The following is an 18,200-nucleotide window of genomic DNA, read 5'->3' on the forward strand; positions in this document are numbered from 1 at the left end:
ACCCGAGACTAACAAACACAGGACTTCCCACCACACATTTTGAAACATTAACCCCCATCAAAATCGACTGACGCTCGCGCCTGTTCAACCGCCCCGTTCCAGAGAAACAGATATGTAGTACACCTCACCATAATCTGCCACTACCAAACCCGGTAATCATCTATAACCATTTGACATATAAACCAAGGAGCAACATAACTTTAATTCGCGAACAAAATCGATCCGAACGAAGAGTTCATCAAGACACCGGAGTGTCCAGTCTGCGGCCAACATAACTCAAAACTTCTATTTCGAAAGCTTCGGCATCAGCGAATAAATTTTTATCGTCCGTTGATGCTTCGCTGAAGGACACAGCCGAAGTCGAACATCCCCCAGCATCGCCACAGTCAAAGCTCCTACAATCAATTTCATGTCGTTCCCTCGTTGAGATTTGGCGAGACTGTAGCATTGGGGGCTCGGAAACGAGAAAGCCCGGCACTAGACTGAGCTTTGAGATGAGTGTGGATCGCTTATCAAGTATTCACTAAAAGGATGAACACAATGAGCCGCACCAGCCATATCCGTCTGATGGCAACCTATAACGAGTGGATGAATGCAAAGGTTTATGAGGCGGCCAGGAGCCTGTCTGATGAAGAACTCTCAGCCGACAAAAAAGCATTCTTTGGCTCGATTCTCGGGACGTTGAACCACGTGACCGCCGGAGACACAGTGTGGCTAAAGCGATTTGCCAAGCATCCAGCGAACCACTCGGCACTGGAGTCGCTGCGGCAGCTTCCTGATCCGAAAAGCCTCGATCAATTGTTGTTCTCTAATATTCGAGAGCTTTCAGTACATCGAGAGTGGCTCGATCGGATAATCATCGAATGGGCCCTCGCCATTACAGAACCCGATTTAGACCACACCCTCAATTACACAAGCATGAAGGGAGTACCCGCTGATAAGAGCTTTTATGGTCTGGTCATGCATTTTTTCAACCACCAGACGCATCACCGCGGACAAGTTACTACCTTGCTTTCACAATCTGGTGTCGACGTAGGCGATACGGATCTGGTCGTCCTCATTCCATCCGAGTCGCACATATTGTAGAAAAGCCCGACGCTAGTCTGGGTTTTCTCACGCCTCATCGGGTCAGCGAATCCCGAACGCCAGCAATCGGCCCGAGGCGGCCCCTATGCCGGGAGCCCGCTATCCATCAACCAGGACATAACGCCAGTTCAAGGCAAGACCTGCACAGTGATGGTCAATTGAAGGAAACGAACTACCCATAAGGTCGAAAAACGCTATTCGCCACGCCGCAAGGAAGCATCGTGCAAGAGATGCCCCTCAGCCGGTATCAATCCCTGAAACGAAAAAGCCCAGCACTACGCTAGACTCTTCCCACACACACCAAGGACTGGTCGCCAAATGAAACTGGCCTACCTGGCTCTTACTGCCTGCTTGATCTTTCAGCCCGTTTTCGCAAAGTCTGATACCGATCCTCAAGCAGTAACCCCTGACGAGTCGCAGCTGATCGAGCATGGCTCGTACATAAATAGCGACGGAAAAACCGTACACAGCCCCGCCCATACAAAATCAGATCGTGTACCGGAGGGCGCAACCGCCAAGTGTCGCGACAACTCCTACAGTTTTAGCCAGCACCGACGCGGCACGTGCTCACGGCATGGTGGCGTGATGGCTTGGCTGTAGATACGAAAAAGCCCAGCGGTGGGACGGGCTACAACTCTCATTGCTGTTGAATCAAGGTCTTGCAACAACCGATGGCTTACCGCGTAGGTGTTGCACCCAGGACAGCACGGCGAAGAAAACAGCGAATACAAACAACATAACCAAGGTGAATTTGGCGCTCGCATCTGAATTCGACCGTTCCAACTCGATGCAACTGGTAGCGCTCGAACAACGCGCAGTGCACAACAGAACGCCGTTGATCTGGCACGTCAGCACGCTTTTCTCAAGATGAGTCAGTTCGATGTTTCGCCCGCTGACCAGGCCGTCTCTGTTGGTAAAATTGCTCATACCCCCGATATAAAATGCCTGGTAGCGCCCCGTTTCCGGGTTCTTCGTCAGGAGTTTCACACCCCCTCCTTTGATAAACTCAGCGTGAACAAAAGTGCCCTTGAAATTCTCGACTGTCTTTCCTTCAAGGCCAAAGTTTGAATCGGATGGGCGCAGCAATGCGGGTGAGCTGAGCAGACATAGCCCCATGCAGAGTACGGCGAGAAACCCTGATAGATTTAGTGCTTTGTATTTGATCAATTCGCATCGCTCAATGTGGATAGCGGCAATTTACCACTATCCTGCGATAGCGCCATCCCGCCTGTACGAATCCCCAGTAACGCCCTGTCCATCTGAAGTAGTAGCTTTCGGCTATCAATCGACCATTCACAGGGACAAGGAAAATGGCGAAACGGATTTCAAAGGCTGAACAGACGATGTATGGCTGGCTGTTCATGATCGCGCTTATCGTGTGCAGCTCACCATCCGGAGCGAAGATCGTGGAGAAGAGCCAGTCGGCGAAATCAGGCGCGGGAGCGGGGCTAATTGGGTGATCGTCGCCTTTATTAAATAAGCCAAGGTCTTTCGGTGGGTACGGTCGGTTCACGCTCTCACCTTGGGCTTGAAACAGTGAAGTGCCGGTAGCGACAACTGCGGCCGACGGTGAATTGAAATTGCGTAAATGCCTGTTAAGGTAATCAAGCCGATGAGTGCACCAACGTGACAGTGAACGGGCAAACCAACTATCCAGGGCAAAGGGAAAAAAATGCAATCGCTACCAGTCTCCCCGTCAACTATTGGTGAGTCGCTAGAGCTGCGCCCACTAGCAGCTGATGACTTCGAATCGCTGTACAGCGTCGCATCCGATCCCCTGATTTGGGTTCAGCATCCAAGTCCAATGCGCTATCAAGAACCCGTTTTTCGCGAGTGGTTTAACGAGGCACTTGCTTCAAAGAGCGCACTTATCGTTATCGACCGCAGTAACAACCAGGTGATTGGCTCCTCTCGCTACTACGAGTTCGATGAAAAAAAACGAGAAGTAGCTATCGGATATACCTTCCTGGCCCGCGACAAATGGGGAGGCGGGACTAATAAAGAGTTGAAACATTTAATGCTGACTCATGCATTTCAAATGGTGGACACCGTTTGGTTTCACGTTGATAGTCAGAACATTCGATCTCAGCGAGCCATGGAAAAAATCGGCGGGTGCCTCTCCCATCGCGCCACTAAACAGCTCACCGATCGCATTCAAGAGTACCTGCTCTACAAGATAGAGAGACCGAATCGCTCTGATTGACGCACAAATCAGCCCACCATCCTGGCTGTCTCGCTGTGCGCTTGCCCATGCAGCAGCGCGACGAAAAATCCTCGAGGTAGCCCGGCTTCACGTGCTGCGCTGATTGCCTTCACCAGAGCTTGGTAAAGCACCGCCAGTGCCTGCGCGATATCAATGCTTACCGGCATTTCGTGGCGGATGCGTGAGACGTTACTCATCGGCTGAATGGATCAGCAGGCTTGGCAATCGAGCGCAGCCGCAGCTGTAGATGCTGGTTCAGCCACTTGATACTCCAGAATTGAAAAAGCCCCAGCGAATGCCAAGGCGTTGAGTAAGTGCGCATTGGAAGCGCGCGAGGTATAACAACGTGTACGAAAGGCCGGACCGCTGGTCACAAGTTAACTACCACCATGAATACAGCTTATACCACTGGTTCAGGCGCCCTCATTTCTCTCGGCCATATCTTCCGGCAGACCTCTCTGAATTCCATGCGCATGGATAAAACCCATCTGGGTATGGCTTCGGCCAAGAGGCTCCAATGACCATTCAAATACCTTTTTCGATTCACTACCTTTTCGAGGGTGAGAATAGGCACTTCTATATACTTGCCTCAAACCTTTCGGACTGCGAAGCCATCCGCCTGGCAGCACAGCACGCCACGGAAAGCTTGCTCGATCGAATAGCACCCGACACACCACGGGATGTTGCTCAGTTGAAAGCAGAGTTTATGGGGATTACAAAAGTTCGCTGGAACGAGGCTGTTTGAAAAAGCCCATCACGATTGTGAGACCTGTGTTTGTGTGCGGTCTTCCCCTCCCCACCAAAGACCATCACAAATCAGCCCCCCTTCTGCGCCAGTTCCGCCAATCCGTCTCGCGCCACCGCGAAAGCATCGAGGCGAGTGCGCGGCGGCTGGTGTTTCGTCGTAGCGCTGCAATACCGGTTTATCAGTGCCCAAGTATTCCAGAAGGCCGCCCTGGCTGGTGCCCCGCCTCGCGAGGCCCGCAACGAACCGCCCAGGCATGACCCGGCATAGGAAATCCCCATATAACCCACAGAAAACCAAATCACCCTGCCACTGAGCATTAAGCGCTCGACGGTTACGAAGCTGGTCATCACCGCGGTGCAGCAGGCACTTCACCAGATCGAAGCGAGAACCTCTATCTAATCTGAAGTTACCGACTGCCTAGAACGATTTGGCAGGCTGGCAAATCTCTCTTCAGCGTCGCGATGCAGTAAGGAAACGTTGTAATCGTAGGTCGATATCAACGGCACTGACTCATCATTCCGAGACATATCAAGCCATCGCCTTGTGCGTTCGACGTCGAAGAATTCGTTCTTTAACGTCATCTTCGCAACAAGGTTCGCTGAGACCCTGAAATGTCCACAACCGGCTGAGCATTTGACCTCTGACCAGTCTCCAATTGCGTGAACAGTCCTAGCGGCAGCCTGACAGATTAAGCACTTCATATTCGATCTCCATCTCGATGACCTATCAACTGTAGCCGATCACCGGCCAAGGACATCCCCATGCCCACAAAAAACCGCAAGCCCAAAGGACGCCGAGAAGATCACCGGCTTGCGCCTGGACCGACGCCGGAACTACTCGATTACCGAAGAGGGTGAAGTCGAGGATATCGGAACCTGCACCATCGATTGTTCGGGCTGCAGCTGCGGGTGTGAGGGTGGTTACAATTGCGGCAACGCCGGCTGCACCCAGTGCGGCTACACCGGTAAGCGCCGCATCAGCTTCGGTCATCCGCCGACACCCCTGACATCCAAAGCGCTGCGCAAGAGGAAGAGTTCACCCTAACCAGCTGCGGCCACTCAGCATGTTTCCTGAAGCACCTGGCAGGGCGAACCGGGAAACCTTACGCGCTCCGTAACGCCGCGTCCCCCGCGCAATTCTGAACAATTCACAACCTGACAGTCATTACTTTTTTCCAGGCAAAAATAAACCCGCTCGATGGCGGGTGCGTTTTTCGAAGCCGAACTCATGCCGGCGTAAGGAAGAATCGAAAGGCAACATACGCGAAGCCCACGATCAATTGGGACATACCACGGTCGGTATGACAGAGCAGTACATTCGTATGCGCAAAGGCATGAAAGTAACCCCGACGAAATGACCGAAAGCGACGGATTGCGGAAAAGATTTTTTGATTGCGGAAAAAAAAGTTAAGGGCCTGCATGAGGTATCTCACGCAAGCCCTTGATATTTATGGTGCCCGAAGCCGGAATCGAACCGGCACGTCCTTACGAACGGGGGATTTTAAGTCCCATGCGTCTACCAGTTTCGCCATTCGGGCGGTAGCGCGGTGAAGCATTCAGGAACGATCGAATTATTAACGATCAACCCTTTTTGATGCTGATGCGACAGGGGGAGGAATATATACAGCCCTTCCCGTCTAAGCAAGTTCATTGACGTCAAATTCAAGACAAAATCTTGCTGTGTACCGCAAATAAAAAGCTCCGTAAATCAGTGATCTGCGGAGCTATTTATAGTAGCGGCCGAGGTCAGTATCGAACCGGCGTAGGTGGATTTGAAATCTACCTACAAAGCTACGTGTTTCAAAAGCCTAGCATGAGGCCAGCTCCGCAACCAACTGATTTTTAAAGGCTTGCGAGCTGCGGCTCTCGGAGATGGGGTGTTGCGCGACTACCTGGTGGTGGCAATGGCACTCATCTTTGTGCCCGACGACTGACCCGGCTCTGCCGCGATGTCACCGACGCCCCCATGATAATGCCTGTGCCCGCGCCGTCGAAGAACGCAAATGCGTCACTGCTGATCACCGCAAGACCTGCAGGTGCGCTGGATAAGCGCTACCGGTATTTTTGCTTGGCAGAAACGACCTATAGTCAGCACCACCGCGCCGGGTACTGAGCCTTCATTTGCTACACCGTTAACAAAAAGACTCACACCGTTTTGGTACCGCCAGTATTGCCGATTGGGCATACTGGATTAAATGGAATCATGAGATTTGGCGGTCGTACGTACTGACCGCCTGATTAAATTGCTGCACTTAACAACATGGAGTGTTTATGCCTAACGATACTTTAGCTCAAGCAGTAGATACACTATCCGCCATCAATAAAGTAACGAACGCCGGAACAGTACACGTGGCCAATGCTACTAGCGTAGATGCTGCTTTAGTTGGCTGGACTCGGGCACCTATGGCGTCTCTTAACATGGGCACTGTCGCCGCATCATTAGGCACTACCTGGATCAGCGTTTGGGAATTCGTCAATCTGATTACCAATAAGCCTAGCCCGTCCGACCCGACTACATGGGATTGGACTCCGGCCATTGCTGGTGCACAGGCGGAAGCTCGGTCCATGGCCAAAGCAGCCTATGGAGGTTATGGCGTAAGTTTTACTGCCGGAATTTATCCGGTTACCCGAATCATTCACTACAGTGGCACGCCGCTTCAAGGGATGGGCTCTGCTAATACCTTCCTCCCCGCACTGCCTTTTGACCCTGCCAATGGCAAGCCCTATGGCATGCTGGAACTGGCGCCTGGAGTGGTACAGGGTGCGCACATCAGTGGTATTACATTTTGCGGATCGCCGTCTTATGTATACGGGACACCTGCGGTTAACCCAAACCAATGGGGTTTCTACTGCCATGCACAGTACGACGCCAGCTATGTAGAGGGCGGCTTCTGGCACTCAAATCTGATCGATGTGTGTTTTTGGAACTTCAAAAAAGGCATCTGGTCTCGCGGCGGTTATACTCAAGCCAACTCTAAGCGACCACACCAGTGGATTAATTTTTCTGGTGTTCAAGTTGAAGTACAGGATGGGGGTGAGCCTTGGTTGTTTACTGGGCAGCATGGGCAAATTTCAGTACGCGGCGGCCACGGTAAAAGCATCAGCTCCGCGGTTGTCAAGCGTGCGCTGTACTCGGTCAAAGTGGCTGTCGACCCTGATCCTTCAACCACTGCGTATCAAGGTATCAATGGTGAGAGTACTTCGGATGTTTCTGGCGTAGGTAATGCCACTCGAGCCGGTCACAATATTATTTTTAGTGATGGCTTCTCGTTTCAGGGATCGCAGAAGGGTCTTTGGGTCAATGGCCCTGCGCGTAATATTACATCTGATGGTTGCTGGTACGAGACCCTGGCACAAGCAGTGACCATGGTAGGCGACGGTAGTATTAGTCTGTCTAATAACCATTTTGCCAATGCCGGTATTGGCACCACAGCAGGTGGATTGCCCGGAACAGGTTATATTGTGACTTTAGGCGCTAAAGGCCAGATTGATTGGGGTCCGGGTAACGTCGTAGAAGGGTCTTATGATCACTTGGTTTCCAATACGTCTTCCGGGGCCAACGAATGCAATGGTATTAACTGGTGGGGTTGCCTGCGTACTGATGCTACTGGACCTACCGTACTACCTGCCTTGCCACAAAAATCGCCTGCCATGGACGCTAGCGGCAACATTGATATGGGCACACATCGCTTTGGGACAATAGCCCCTAATGCTGATCGCACTGTACGATTGTCCCATATATCCAGCAATTTGCTGCCAGGACAAACTTTAGTACTTCGAGCAACTACCGGCCCTGTCACTATTAAGAGTGCTGCGGGCAGTAACATGATAACTGGCACAGGACGGGACATTACTATCCCCGTTGGTGGTATAGCCACCTTCCTGCGCATACAACCTTATGTGGCGGGTGCTGAATTCTTGCTTCAGTCTGTATCTGCCCACACGGCTTCTGCTGTGCCTACTGACGGATTTTATTACACTCAAGGGCATGTCATTGAAAACATTGCTACCGCTGCCGGTGTCCCGGATCGGTGGAAGTGCACTACTTCAGGACTGGCTGGCACTACAGCAGTATTCAAAGCCGCAGCTGTATTAACGTAAAAAATCGAGGAAAAACCCCGTAGATCATTGATCTACGGGGTTTTCAAAAGTAGAGACCGAGGTCGGAATCGAGCCGGCGCAGGTGGATTTGCAATCCAACTATAAAATTATGTATTTCAATAAGTTAGTACTACATCCGTTCCACAATCCAGCATTTTTTGACAGCCTACAGCCCTCGTGGGCTGCGGGGGGCACCATCGACCGAAATGAAGAGCTCATCAAAATGACACTAGCGGTGCTGATGGCACCGGAGTGATCCTGCGCCCTCCGCTAGTCGCATCGCCCTCACCTGTTTTTTAACCTCAGCAGCTCAGCCATTGCTCGACTAGGCTATAAATTTCCACAGGAACCAAAACCATGGAAGACTTGGAGGGAACCATGAGCACTATCATCGCCACCGGCGAGCCACCCAAAGCCATCCGTCTCATCATCAAGGTTTATGCCTGCTTGCTGCTCGCAGGATTTGCGTTTATTCCAGCCTATCTGATTGGCTACTTATACTTTTTTCAGGACCCCACCCTTTTATTCGAGGACCACGCGTTCCATATAATTGCGATCTCGGCAGCCACCCTGGAAGGTTTGTTTGTTACTTACGTAACGTGGCGCTGCTATCAGGTTTCGGGAGAGCCGCTGCTGCGATGGATGACGCTTGGCTTTCTCGGTTTTGTACTGATCTACACGTTGCATGGTGCGTTCACTGGGCTTGCACACCACAATATCTGGCTCTTCCTGCTTTATGGACCGGCCTCTCGACTGGTCATGGCGATTCTGCTGTTAGTCGGAATGCTGTCGTACCACCGCCCACCTGATGCCGCGGACCAACGAATGAAGCCCCGCCCGTGGTTGACCTGGATAGGACTGTTCCTGCTGGTTGACCTGGCAGTGGCATACGTTGCGTATTCGCCGATCGCCAGCACTCCCGCCGTGCGCCTCTCGCTGGAAGGCGGTGCCCTCGTTTTTTCAACATTGAACGTGGCAATGCTCCTGCTGCGCCGTATCCGTTCGCCGCTGATGGTGATTTTTATCATCTCGGTCACCGCGTTCGCGTTGTCATCTCTAGCATTCATCCTTGCACGTCCGTGGAACCACATGTGGTGGCTGGCTCATGCGATCTTCGCCGCTGGATTCTTCCTGTTGAGCTATGGGGTAGTGCAAGCGTTCCTCACCACGCACTCGTTCTCGACGATTTACAGCCAAGAGGAGCTGATGGTGCGTCTTGCCGAGTCGATGGCGTACACCGAGAGCGCCCTGATGGAGCTTCAGCGCACCAATCAAGAACTCGGGCACCTCGCGGCAACCGATCCACTGACAGGGGCTGATAATCGGCGTCGATTCATGGAGCGGGTCGAAACCGAAATTGGCCGGACCAAGCGCGGTGGTGCACCGTTCTCCGTGCTGGCACTTGATCTGGACAATTTCAAGTCCATCAATGATCGCTTCGGGCATCAGGTTGGCGATGACATCCTGAAGGGGTTCGTGCAGAAATGCCTCGATTCGATCCGGCCATATGACGGCGTAGCCCGAGTGGGCGGGGAAGAATTCATGATACTGCTACCTCAGACGTCCCTTGAAGGTGCCCGCGTAATCGCTGAGCGCCTGCGAACCACCGTCGCAAATACTTCTTTTAATAGCGGCCTGCAGTGGTTAACCGTGGTCACAGTGAGCATTGGCGTATCGCAATCTAACCGCGACGGCGACACCATCGAGGCAATTTTGCAGGTAGCCGATCAACGCTTGTATCACGCAAAACACCAAGGCCGAAACCGTGTGGTCACCACCATCAAAACCAGCCTCCAGCCTCTGCCATGACCCTACATTTTCATGTCCGGGCATCGGAAATCTCAGGCCCGCACCGCCACGGCCGCTATCAAAATCAGCATGATTCTTCCTTGTCCTGTAGCAAGTGACTACCGTTCGTCCAAGCCGAGGAACTGTAGCCCTTTCCTCGTCTACACCTTAAAACATGAGACACCGGGTCGCATGGTGGAATACGCCCTTACAGCGTTCATTCGACCACAGCGCCTCGCCTGGATATGGATACGCGAAAGGATTGGGCGTCAGGCATTGAATTCGATGGCATCCGAAGCGCCATACGGAACTGCAGCACCTCAAGCTTCGTGTTTCATTTCTCTAGGAATAGAAAAATGACTATCAGCTCCAAAAACTGGCATGCATGGCTGAACACGATGCCACCGAAGCCGGGCGACTTTCATGTCGTCGGAGATGTTGATGTTGCCAATCCGGGAGTCGAGGCCTATCTGACCATGCGAGCCCTGCAGGGTCGTAACACGGCATCACTCATGCTGGATCTGCACTTGATCCAGCGCCCAGGAAACTGGATTCAACAAATGAGCTGCGCGCAAGCCAGGTTCTCCAGGGTCATGCATCCAGACTCGCCTCACTACACAACGGTTGAAATTTTCTACAATGGTGAGCGAATAGCGTTTATCGACAAAATTCCAACCATCTCCTGACTGTTCGGCTCAGTCATCGGCAGGGCGTCGGAGGAGAAAGGGGATCAATGAGCCCAATGCGTTGGTGCGCGAGCAGTTGGCCAAAGTCGCAGCTACTTATCCCTGTATCGGCAATCAGACTCATTGATCGTTGCCCAACTCAATGTTGGGCGATTTCCATTTAACCAAATGGAGGTGCAGTGGCACGCAGATAGCAGCCATGCACTGTTTTTTTAACAAAGCAGCTTCTGCACGTCTAATAACCTTTTTCACCGGCCTTATAGGCCCGGGAAATATCCCTGCTCAGGGCATGGAGCGAATGCCGGTCATGCTGGAAGAGGACTACAGCAAGTGGCTCGACAAGATGGACTACGATGCCCTCCCCACCTTCATTATGGACTCTGAGCCCCTCCTCACTTGCAAAATGCAAAGCGGCGACCTTTCCAGACCTGACCTGCCGCCATCAATTTCCTCCTTGTATCCTTTTGACAATTGAGGGTAATGGCAATACGATTGTGGCACTTCAAAACGCCCTCCCGGCTTCCCGGGAGGGCGTTTTTTTTGGGCTTCCCTCCCAAAAAAAGGAACACCGTGAAATGAATAGCCTCCCCTCCTCGCAGCCAGCACCCAGTACTGGCCTGGGCTACACGAAATATGGAAACGGGCCGGAGTGTGTGCTGGTCATGCATGACTGGCTTGGTGATCATACGAACTACAGCGCCGTGATGCCCTATCTCGACACAGCCGCGTTCACCTACACCTTCGTGGATCTGCGTGGGTATGGAAAATCCATCCACCTGACAGGCAGCTACACCATCGACGAAATCGCCGACGACTGCCTCAGGCTCGTTGACCAGTTGGGCTGGCAGCGTTTTCATCTGCTGGGACACTCCATGACCGGCATGGCAACGCAGCGTATAGCCGCCAACGCACCTTCCCGTGTAAAGAGCGCGATAGCCGTATGCCCTGTTTCCGCGGCAGGCAATCGCCTTGAAGGTGAGGCCTTGAGCTTCTTTGCCAGTACCTGCAACAACGACGAAGCACTCCGTCGACTGGTCAAGTTCGTGACAGGAGGCCTCTCGGACACCTGGGCTGACGTAAAACTGCGCCAGAACCGGGAACGCGTCGCCCCCGGTTGTCGCCGGGCTTACCTTGACATGCTCACAAGGACCCATTTCGTCGAGGATGTTCGCGGACTCGAAACACCCTTCCTGGTACTGGTGGGAGACAAGGATCCAGGGTTGGGAAAGGACGCCATGCAGCAGACCTTTCTTGCCTGGCACCCGAATACGCAGGTGCTGACGATACCGAACTGTGGACACTATCCCATGCAGGAATGCCCACCCTACTTTGCCAAGATGATCGAGAGTTTCCTGCATACCCATGCTGATTAATCCAGCACTGCAAAACAGACTTGATCACCTCAGCGACATGCCGCTGGAGCACATCAGCCTTAGCCTCGGACAAGATTGCATTACAACTTTGTCATTGTGCTGTTCGTCGGCTGTTGGAGTTGCCTTGTTACTGTGAACTCACTGCCAAACAACAGGCAGCCCACCTTAGACAGGGAGATACTGCCATGAAACTGTTCATACTCGGATTCGCCGCCCTCCTCGCCACCGGTTCAGCCTTCGCCGATACCACCGACACCTCGGCGGTGATCCACGACAAGACCGGTTTCTTCATTCGCCTGGACGTTGCGAAAGTCAAATCCATGACTGACATCTCGGACCAATGTGGCGTAATTCCGGCCCGTCTCGATTACATGGATCATCAGGGACGGGAACATGTGCTGGACTATCAGGTTCAAGGACGTTGCACGAACGAAAACTGATGGAATGCTTTATGCACATGGCTGTCCGAGAGCAGGCAATACGCAACACAACCTGATCATTGGGCTAAACTTGCGTGTAGCCTGCTCTCGGCTTTCAGGTCCGTTTTTTGTGGATCGAATACCGAAACTGTACCAAGGTAATTCTCATGAACATCCTTGTAGTGGAAGACGAACCCAAGGCGGGCAATTACTTACTCAATGGTCTGCAGGAGCAGGGATACTCCGTCAGCTTGGCCCGCGATGGCGTTGATGGTTTACACCAGGCCCTGGAAACGCCTTTCGACGTCATCGTGCTGGATGTGATGATGCCGAAGATGGACGGCTGGGAAGTACTGCGCCGCCTGCGCAAGGAAGCTGACACGCCGGTACTGTTCCTGACCGCGCGGGATGACATCGCCGACCGAATCAAAGGCCTGGAGTTAGGGGCCGACGACTACCTGATCAAACCCTTTTCTTTCGCCGAGCTGGTCGCGCGCCTGCGCACCCTGACCCGCCGAGGTCCGACCCGGGAAGAAGACCAACTGCAGATCGCCGACCTGCAGATTGATGTAATCAAACGCCGCGTCACCCGGGCCGGCGTGCGAGTGACGCTGACAAACAAGGAGTTTGCATTGTTGCACCTGCTCGCCACGCATCAGGATCAGGTGCTGTCTCGTTCACTGATCGCCTCCCGGGTCTGGGACATGAACTTTGACAGCGACACCAACGTGGTGGACGTGGCTGTGCGACGCCTGCGCCTGAAAATCGACGACCCTTTCCAGCTGAAGCTGATCCACAGTGTGCGGGGCATTGGCTACCGCTTTGATACGCAACCATGAACCATCGCCATTACTCCCTGACGCTGCGCCTGGCTGTGGTGTTTGCCTTGCTGGCCTTCGCCCTGCTGGCAACCACCGGCGTCGCACTGTACCGCGAGCTTGAACGCGAACTGATACAACGCGACGAGTCCACCCTGGTCTACCGCGTAGATCAGCTGCGTAATTTTCTCAATGGCAGCAATACGCTGGAACTGATCAGGACCAAACCTGTGCTGTTTCAGAACATGCTGGGCAATCGCGAGTACGTACTCACTGTTGGCATTTCAGGGGAAGCCCCTTTACTACAGGTCAATCCCAGAGATATCGATATTCCCGACCTCACTCCCGTGGCAATGGACCATTCCCTGGCACTGACCGATGTACAGCATCTACCCGCCGTGAACGGTACCCCGTTCGCGGCCATCTCCGCGAGTATCGACTCGGGCAAGCTGAAAATGACCATTGGCTGCCTGATGACCGAACGAACCGCAGTGCTCGCCAGCTATCGTCTCAGCGTATACCTCCTCGCAGGTCTCGCGGCCATTGTCCTGGCGCTGGCTGGATATCTAATGGTTCACCGCGGTTTGTTGCCCCTCAGACGCCTGGCGCATCAAGCCCACGGTATCGGTATTGGCAATCTGACAGAGCGACTCGACGGCCGAGGCGCCCCGAAGGAGTTGCTCCCGATGATCGACTCTTTCAACACCATGCTTGAGCGACTCGCCAAGGGTTTTGCGCAACTGAGCCAGGTCTCGACTGACATGGCCCACGAACTACGCACGCCCATCAACAACTTGCTGGGTGAAACCCAGGTCGCCATGCAGCAGAACCGCAGCATGGAACATTACCAGCAGTTGCTCGCCTCCAATGTCGAAGAACTCGAACGCCTGACACGCATGCTCGACAACATGCTGTTCCTCGCTCGTACTGACCCCGGTAGCGCTCGTGATCAGCGCCAGGAACTGGACGCCGCCGACGAGCTGGAACGCGTAGCCGATTACTTTGAAGGTCTGGCCGCGGACGTCGATATCACCATCCGCACGGAGGGCGACGGCCTTATCTGGGCCGAGCCAACGCTGCTACGCCGCGCCTTGGCTAACCTGTGTGCCAATGCGATAAAATATGGTGCACCTCATTCCGAACTGTTGATCCAGGCCACGCCGTCCGAGGATGGCATCAATCTGCGCGTGCGCAACTACGGAACAACCATCCCGGCGGAACACCTTCCAAGATTATTCGAGCGTTTCTACCGCGTTGATCAATCACGCGAGCGCTCCGCCCTGTCCAATGGCCTGGGGCTTTCGATCGTAGCCACTATCATGCAGCTGCATAGTGGCCGCTACAGCGTCACCAGCGAGAATGGCGTGACCTGTTTCGAGCTGTTTTTCCCCATGCAGGATCAGCAAGAGCGTCAGGCCGGCTTTCAAACCGGCCCAGACCCCCTCGCCCCAGCATCGTCGTGAAACGCCCCTCCCCCGGTTGATCTTCATCGAACTTCGACAGCAAGCTCCGTCACAAGAGACGCCAAAAGCAAAAAGCCCAGCACGAGACTGGGCTTTTTCACGTCAGGAAGGAGTCCTATTTACCCTGGTTCCAGATGACCGCCTGAGCTACCACCACGTGCGAACCGTTGAATGTTGCAGATGGCGAACCATAAAGCTGGTAGCCCAGCGCGAGCGCTTCAGATACGCGATGACAGAACGAAGCGTCATCTTTGCCTGTAAGTAGCCGATAAATTGGCAAGCCATCAGGAGGTAAACTCTGCATTTGATGCGCCCCGTCGAAGAAAGAAAATAAAACATAGCATGCACGATGATCTCGAGGCATACCACTTCACCGACCGCTGCTTGTTCGGACTATAGCGTCGCAGGCCAGATACGAAAAACTCAGCCGGCGGGCTGAGCCACAACCCTCACTGCTTTGAATCAAGGCCCCGCAACATTCGATGGCTTACCGCGCAGGTGTTGCCTCTCCAAGACCGTTGCAGAACACCTTGCTTTCCCGCAGGCAATAAAAAACCCCGTAACTCGTTGAGCTACGGGGTTTTTAAGAGTGGAGGCCGAGGTCGGAATCGAACCGGCGTAGGTGGATTTGCAATCCCCCAACAAAGACAAGTAGATCAATAAGTTAGTATGACATGCGTTCCGCAAGCTACTGATTTTCAACGACCTGCACCCCACGTCCTTCAAGGGCCCAGTTTTGGGTTGCGGAACGGTTTTTTGCGATATCCCAGGTCTACTACCGACCCAAAAGCCTCTCTGCTCCTTCAAGACTTCATGCTGCTACGCTGAAATCACCACGGAGGATTACGATGCCAAATTCAGACCTGCTCCCTTCCCTGCTATTCAAGATCAACGAAAATCAGCTCGCCCTCGAGGCGGCCATCATCGAACTTTCGAACTGAGTGGAGATGCGCGGATCGGCAGATGTAGCCGACAACGTGCGCGGCGCTCTGGACACGATCGACCGGAATGAAGAACTCATCAAGATGACGCTCGCGGTGCTTATGACACCGGAGTGACGCCTGCTTCAGATCGTCGCCACAATGACGACCATCGGCCGAAAGCGGACTGTAGACAGAAAGCCGCTGCTATCCCTACGCTGGTCAATTTAGTAACCGCATATCGCTAATAAGGAGCATCCATGTTTGTCATTGGAATTGATCGAGACAGCGTGCATGCAGGGGATGACCTGGAAAGTCATAGGACATCGATCAGTCTTGATCCAGCAGTGACACTGCGCACTTTGTTCGAAGCGATACAAGGCATGGGCTACCTGCCTGGCATCAGTGGCGGCAAGGCGACGTGGATTATTTGTTCGTCTGGAAAACAGATTGGTGTTTTAGCGCAGCAATGGGCAGAACCTAAATTGGTAATCCCTGCCGAAACCATCCTGAGTCAGTATTTTGGGGATAACGAACCTCGCCTTCTGTTCAGATATTGGTGCCAGGTAGATCCAGACAATGTCTTTTCACAAATCAAAGCTGGAAATGAACCGCCGTCAAGATTTTAGGATTGGTGGGAGACTGCCTGCTGATCAAGAAGCTGAAATGTTTGCTTTGGGTCGGTTTTAGCCGCTCGTGGCAGACAGAGAACGGCCAATAGCGGTCATTCAACAAGCGCTTCGAAACGCACCCTGACTGAGAGGGGCGCCTTCCCCTGTTCAGCCGGGGCGAATTCGAGTTGAGCCAAAGGACAGCAATGTGGATATCGGAACTGGTTATTCCGATCACGGTGCTAGACTCAAAAAGCCAGATGCAAAATGCGGGACTAGCGGAATAGTCTTGTTTACAATCCACTATCAGAAGGGCGTAAACATGACCGCAACGAAACATAACATTATTTCAGCTATAAAGGTTGTTGTCATATTCACCATTTTGACAAGTGGTGCATATGTAACTCTCATCCCCGCACTTAATCCAAGCTACAAGACGTCTTCTATTTTGGTAGTCGGAGTCGTAACATCTGCATTGACAAATGGGTATGTCGGATATCAAGTCGCAGCCGATGAAATATTACCCATAAAAATCGGATTTAGCTTTTGCTATGCAATAGTGACAACCATTCTTGTATCATTATTATCACTATTTATAATTCTAAATATCCGCGGAGCATGATTTATCGTGGTGCAATTTGCTACATCCAAGTAATAGAGCCGGTTCATGAGTGGCAGCTTTGGGTCGATTTCTAGCCTTGGTGATAGCTGGCGAAGTTAGTCCTCAAGGTTGAGGTGTTGAAAATGATCCACGGAAGCGAACATTTATTACTCGGAAGGTTGGCAATCCTACCATTTGCCTTTGTTGAGTGGGGAGTTTTGCTTTGGTATCTGAGTTCATTGCGGCGATTTCGTGACAATTACCTGAAAAGATTTTTAGGTGGAATCGTATCTATTACGAGCGTTTTCGTAGTGATACTCGGACAGATGAATGTCTACACATTAATCACTTCTATATCGCACCCAACAGCTGACAATTTTTTCTTTATTGTATTTTTCATTGAACACGCTGCATCTATCTTTTTGATCTTCTATGTGACAATTAAAAGCCGCAATCAGTAGGGCGGCAATCACGAGCGCACTGTGAATTGCCCCGGACTGCTCTTAGATTTGTCGCTCTTCACAAGGTAAAAAAGCTGGTAGCTGTGCAGACTGAAATTACTAGTGACATATCGGCCAAACTGGCGACCTGAATCGCCCCTAGTTTTGTAGACTGCTATTGAGCGACTGCATTGGGTCGAGTGCAGCCTTTCACGGCAGGCGGCAATGGATCGAAAGCAGTCGATCAGCGCCTGTTCAGCCTCTATCACCAGTGCCAGTCTCCCAATGCTTCAACTGCCAGGAAGCCCGACCAGCTCTCAGGCGGCCAATCGAGCGCATCCTCCTGAGCCCTATTCCCAAGCAAGTCTGATAAAGTCGGTCCTGGTAAATTCTTTGACAGGGAGTCAAGCATGGCAAAGCCAGCCGCACGTATCACAGACCCTACCATCTGCCCACTTCCTGGACATGGTCCTAAAGCCATTGCTACAGGCTCCCCCGACGTATTCTTCGATGGGCTTGCAGCTGCTAGTCAAGGCGACACATGCACCTGCGGCAGTGCTTTGTCTTCGGGCCTATCCTCGACAGTTTTCATCAACGGCAAGAATGCCGCATTGCAGGGCAGCGGCGGCACTCATGGTGACATCGTGATCGGAGGCTCCGGCACAGTGATCATCGGTGATTCCCATACTCCGGCACCGTTCCCCCCCCCACTCCCGCTTTTACTGCAAAAAACCTACGGACACGCCTTCAGCATCGTTGATAGCGAAACCGGTCAACCTTTATCCGGAAGAAGTTTCACTGCCACCGTTAATGGTAAAAAGATCATTGGCACTACCGATAGCGCTGGAATAGCGCACGTCAAAACCCCCATCAAAGATGCCACCATTTCTATGAGCATTGAATTTACCTCTCCAGCTCGGACGCTTAGCGAACTCACGGATTGA

Annotated in this window: 20 protein-coding genes, 1 tRNA gene and 1 pseudogene; 16 read left to right on the top strand and 6 right to left on the bottom strand. The window is 52.7% G+C overall.

The window, feature by feature from the left end:
* Positions 1 to 540 precede the first annotated feature (540 nt).
* Both NTD87_RS21150 and NTD87_RS21155 read left to right on the top strand, forming a co-directional pair.
* On the top strand, positions 541 to 1,086 hold the full coding sequence (locus NTD87_RS21150; protein ID WP_262116132.1) for a DinB family protein: 546 nt from the start codon (positions 541 to 543) through the stop codon (positions 1,084 to 1,086).
* Positions 1,087 to 1,404: 318 nt separating this feature from the next.
* Complete coding sequence (locus tag NTD87_RS21155) at positions 1,405 to 1,686, top strand: DUF3761 domain-containing protein (RefSeq protein WP_262116133.1); 282 nt, start codon at positions 1,405 to 1,407, stop codon at positions 1,684 to 1,686.
* 51 nt (positions 1,687 to 1,737) lie between these two features.
* Here the strand turns inward: NTD87_RS21155 and NTD87_RS21160 are convergent, their stop codons facing one another.
* Both NTD87_RS21160 and NTD87_RS21165 read right to left on the bottom strand, forming a co-directional pair.
* A complete protein-coding gene (locus NTD87_RS21160; RefSeq protein WP_262116134.1) occupies positions 1,738 to 2,253 on the bottom strand; it encodes a hypothetical protein in 516 nt (171 codons plus the stop codon).
* 10 nt (positions 2,254 to 2,263) lie between these two features.
* Entirely contained in the window at positions 2,264 to 2,599 is a 336-nt protein-coding gene (locus NTD87_RS21165) for a hypothetical protein (RefSeq protein ID WP_262116135.1), read from the bottom strand.
* 159 nt (positions 2,600 to 2,758) lie between these two features.
* On the opposite strand from NTD87_RS21165, the gene NTD87_RS21170 reads away from it, so the two are divergent.
* Positions 2,759 to 3,289, top strand: coding sequence for a GNAT family N-acetyltransferase (locus tag NTD87_RS21170; protein ID WP_262116136.1), 531 nt, complete (start codon positions 2,759 to 2,761; stop codon positions 3,287 to 3,289).
* Positions 3,290 to 3,297: 8 nt separating this feature from the next.
* Here the strand turns inward: NTD87_RS21170 and NTD87_RS21175 are convergent, their stop codons facing one another.
* A complete protein-coding gene (locus NTD87_RS21175) occupies positions 3,298 to 3,486 on the bottom strand; it encodes a hypothetical protein (RefSeq protein ID WP_262116137.1) in 189 nt (62 codons plus the stop codon).
* A gap of 320 nt (positions 3,487 to 3,806) precedes the next feature.
* On the opposite strand from NTD87_RS21175, the gene NTD87_RS21180 reads away from it, so the two are divergent.
* Positions 3,807 to 4,034: a DUF6555 family protein gene (locus NTD87_RS21180; RefSeq protein ID WP_262116138.1), complete on the top strand. Its 228-nt coding sequence runs from the start codon at positions 3,807 to 3,809 to the stop codon at positions 4,032 to 4,034.
* A gap of 729 nt (positions 4,035 to 4,763) precedes the next feature.
* Here the strand turns inward: NTD87_RS21180 and NTD87_RS21185 are convergent.
* On the bottom strand, positions 4,764 to 5,027 hold the full coding sequence (locus NTD87_RS21185) for a hypothetical protein (protein WP_262116139.1): 264 nt from the start codon (positions 5,025 to 5,027) through the stop codon (positions 4,764 to 4,766).
* Between the two features lie 460 nt (positions 5,028 to 5,487).
* Positions 5,488 to 5,574, bottom strand: a tRNA-Leu gene (locus NTD87_RS21195).
* 733 nt (positions 5,575 to 6,307) lie between these two features.
* Here NTD87_RS21195 and NTD87_RS21200 point away from each other — a divergent pair.
* The 8 genes from NTD87_RS21200 to NTD87_RS21235 all read left to right on the top strand — a co-directional run bounded on the left by NTD87_RS21200 (position 6,308) and on the right by NTD87_RS21235 (position 14,684).
* Positions 6,308 to 8,137, top strand: a complete 1,830-nt coding sequence (locus NTD87_RS21200; RefSeq protein ID WP_262116140.1) for a hypothetical protein — start codon at positions 6,308 to 6,310, stop codon at positions 8,135 to 8,137.
* Between the two features lie 378 nt (positions 8,138 to 8,515).
* A complete protein-coding gene (locus NTD87_RS21205; RefSeq protein WP_262116141.1) occupies positions 8,516 to 9,946 on the top strand; it encodes a GGDEF domain-containing protein in 1,431 nt (476 codons plus the stop codon).
* Between the two features lie 335 nt (positions 9,947 to 10,281).
* Complete coding sequence (locus tag NTD87_RS21210; RefSeq protein WP_262116142.1) at positions 10,282 to 10,611, top strand: hypothetical protein; 330 nt, start codon at positions 10,282 to 10,284, stop codon at positions 10,609 to 10,611.
* A 199-nt stretch (positions 10,612 to 10,810) separates the two neighbouring features.
* Positions 10,811 to 11,086: a hypothetical protein gene (locus NTD87_RS21215; RefSeq protein ID WP_262116143.1), complete on the top strand. Its 276-nt coding sequence runs from the start codon at positions 10,811 to 10,813 to the stop codon at positions 11,084 to 11,086.
* Between the two features lie 100 nt (positions 11,087 to 11,186).
* The gene (locus NTD87_RS21220; protein ID WP_262116144.1) at positions 11,187 to 11,984 is read left to right on the top strand and encodes an alpha/beta fold hydrolase; all 798 of its coding nucleotides are present in this window, start codon (positions 11,187 to 11,189) and stop codon (positions 11,982 to 11,984) included.
* A gap of 185 nt (positions 11,985 to 12,169) precedes the next feature.
* Positions 12,170 to 12,424, top strand: a complete 255-nt coding sequence (locus NTD87_RS21225; protein WP_262116145.1) for a DUF2790 domain-containing protein — start codon at positions 12,170 to 12,172, stop codon at positions 12,422 to 12,424.
* 146 nt (positions 12,425 to 12,570) lie between these two features.
* Positions 12,571 to 13,242 carry a heavy metal response regulator transcription factor gene (locus tag NTD87_RS21230; protein WP_262116146.1) on the top strand — a complete coding sequence of 224 codons (672 nt, stop codon included), beginning with the start codon at positions 12,571 to 12,573 and terminating at the stop codon, positions 13,240 to 13,242.
* Complete coding sequence (locus NTD87_RS21235; RefSeq protein WP_262116147.1) at positions 13,239 to 14,684, top strand: heavy metal sensor histidine kinase; 1,446 nt, start codon at positions 13,239 to 13,241, stop codon at positions 14,682 to 14,684. Before NTD87_RS21230 ends, NTD87_RS21235 begins: the two co-directional genes overlap by 4 nt.
* Before the next feature lie 115 nt (positions 14,685 to 14,799).
* On the opposite strand, the gene NTD87_RS21240 is transcribed toward NTD87_RS21235, so the two are convergent.
* Complete coding sequence (locus tag NTD87_RS21240) at positions 14,800 to 14,988, bottom strand: DUF1737 domain-containing protein (RefSeq protein WP_262116372.1); 189 nt, start codon at positions 14,986 to 14,988, stop codon at positions 14,800 to 14,802.
* A 544-nt stretch (positions 14,989 to 15,532) separates the two neighbouring features.
* Here NTD87_RS21240 and NTD87_RS21245 point away from each other — a divergent pair.
* The 4 genes and pseudogenes from NTD87_RS21245 to NTD87_RS21260 all read left to right on the top strand — a co-directional run bounded on the left by NTD87_RS21245 (position 15,533) and on the right by NTD87_RS21260 (position 18,200).
* Positions 15,533 to 15,742: pseudogene (locus tag NTD87_RS21245) on the top strand (hypothetical protein).
* 122 nt (positions 15,743 to 15,864) lie between these two features.
* The gene (locus NTD87_RS21250) at positions 15,865 to 16,233 is read left to right on the top strand and encodes a hypothetical protein (protein WP_262116148.1); all 369 of its coding nucleotides are present in this window, start codon (positions 15,865 to 15,867) and stop codon (positions 16,231 to 16,233) included.
* 190 nt (positions 16,234 to 16,423) lie between these two features.
* Positions 16,424 to 16,837 carry a hypothetical protein gene (locus NTD87_RS21255; protein WP_262116149.1) on the top strand — a complete coding sequence of 138 codons (414 nt, stop codon included), beginning with the start codon at positions 16,424 to 16,426 and terminating at the stop codon, positions 16,835 to 16,837.
* Between the two features lie 829 nt (positions 16,838 to 17,666).
* Positions 17,667 to 18,200: a PAAR domain-containing protein gene (locus NTD87_RS21260; RefSeq protein ID WP_262116150.1), complete on the top strand. Its 534-nt coding sequence runs from the start codon at positions 17,667 to 17,669 to the stop codon at positions 18,198 to 18,200.

It is taken from the genome of Pseudomonas sp. 6D_7.1_Bac1, assembly GCF_025465945.1.
Lineage (GTDB): Bacteria > Pseudomonadota > Gammaproteobacteria > Pseudomonadales > Pseudomonadaceae > Aquipseudomonas.

Excerpts from the sequence above, each read along its gene's own strand:
- NTD87_RS21205 (WP_262116141.1), top strand. The coding sequence starts at position 8,516 with ATGAGCACTATCATCGCCACCGGCGAGCCACCCAAAGCCATCCGTCTC.
- NTD87_RS21220 (WP_262116144.1), top strand. The coding sequence starts at position 11,187 with ATGAATAGCCTCCCCTCCTCGCAGCCAGCACCCAGTACTGGCCTGGGC.
- NTD87_RS21240 (WP_262116372.1), bottom strand. The coding sequence starts at position 14,988 with ATGCAGAGTTTACCTCCTGATGGCTTGCCAATTTATCGGCTACTTACA.
- NTD87_RS21155 (WP_262116133.1), top strand. The coding sequence starts at position 1,405 with ATGAAACTGGCCTACCTGGCTCTTACTGCCTGCTTGATCTTTCAGCCC.
- NTD87_RS21215 (WP_262116143.1), top strand. The coding sequence starts at position 10,811 with ATGCACTGTTTTTTTAACAAAGCAGCTTCTGCACGTCTAATAACCTTT.
- NTD87_RS21200 (WP_262116140.1), top strand. The coding sequence starts at position 6,308 with ATGCCTAACGATACTTTAGCTCAAGCAGTAGATACACTATCCGCCATC.
- NTD87_RS21170 (WP_262116136.1), top strand. The coding sequence starts at position 2,759 with ATGCAATCGCTACCAGTCTCCCCGTCAACTATTGGTGAGTCGCTAGAG.
- NTD87_RS21210 (WP_262116142.1), top strand. The coding sequence starts at position 10,282 with ATGACTATCAGCTCCAAAAACTGGCATGCATGGCTGAACACGATGCCA.
- NTD87_RS21185 (WP_262116139.1), bottom strand. The coding sequence starts at position 5,027 with ATGACCGAAGCTGATGCGGCGCTTACCGGTGTAGCCGCACTGGGTGCA.
- NTD87_RS21230 (WP_262116146.1), top strand. The coding sequence starts at position 12,571 with ATGAACATCCTTGTAGTGGAAGACGAACCCAAGGCGGGCAATTACTTA.
- NTD87_RS21175 (WP_262116137.1), bottom strand. The coding sequence starts at position 3,486 with ATGAGTAACGTCTCACGCATCCGCCACGAAATGCCGGTAAGCATTGAT.
- NTD87_RS21150 (WP_262116132.1), top strand. The coding sequence starts at position 541 with ATGAGCCGCACCAGCCATATCCGTCTGATGGCAACCTATAACGAGTGG.
- NTD87_RS21235 (WP_262116147.1), top strand. The coding sequence starts at position 13,239 with ATGAACCATCGCCATTACTCCCTGACGCTGCGCCTGGCTGTGGTGTTT.
- NTD87_RS21180 (WP_262116138.1), top strand. The coding sequence starts at position 3,807 with ATGACCATTCAAATACCTTTTTCGATTCACTACCTTTTCGAGGGTGAG.
- NTD87_RS21225 (WP_262116145.1), top strand. The coding sequence starts at position 12,170 with ATGAAACTGTTCATACTCGGATTCGCCGCCCTCCTCGCCACCGGTTCA.
- NTD87_RS21260 (WP_262116150.1), top strand. The coding sequence starts at position 17,667 with ATGGCAAAGCCAGCCGCACGTATCACAGACCCTACCATCTGCCCACTT.
- NTD87_RS21250 (WP_262116148.1), top strand. The coding sequence starts at position 15,865 with ATGTTTGTCATTGGAATTGATCGAGACAGCGTGCATGCAGGGGATGAC.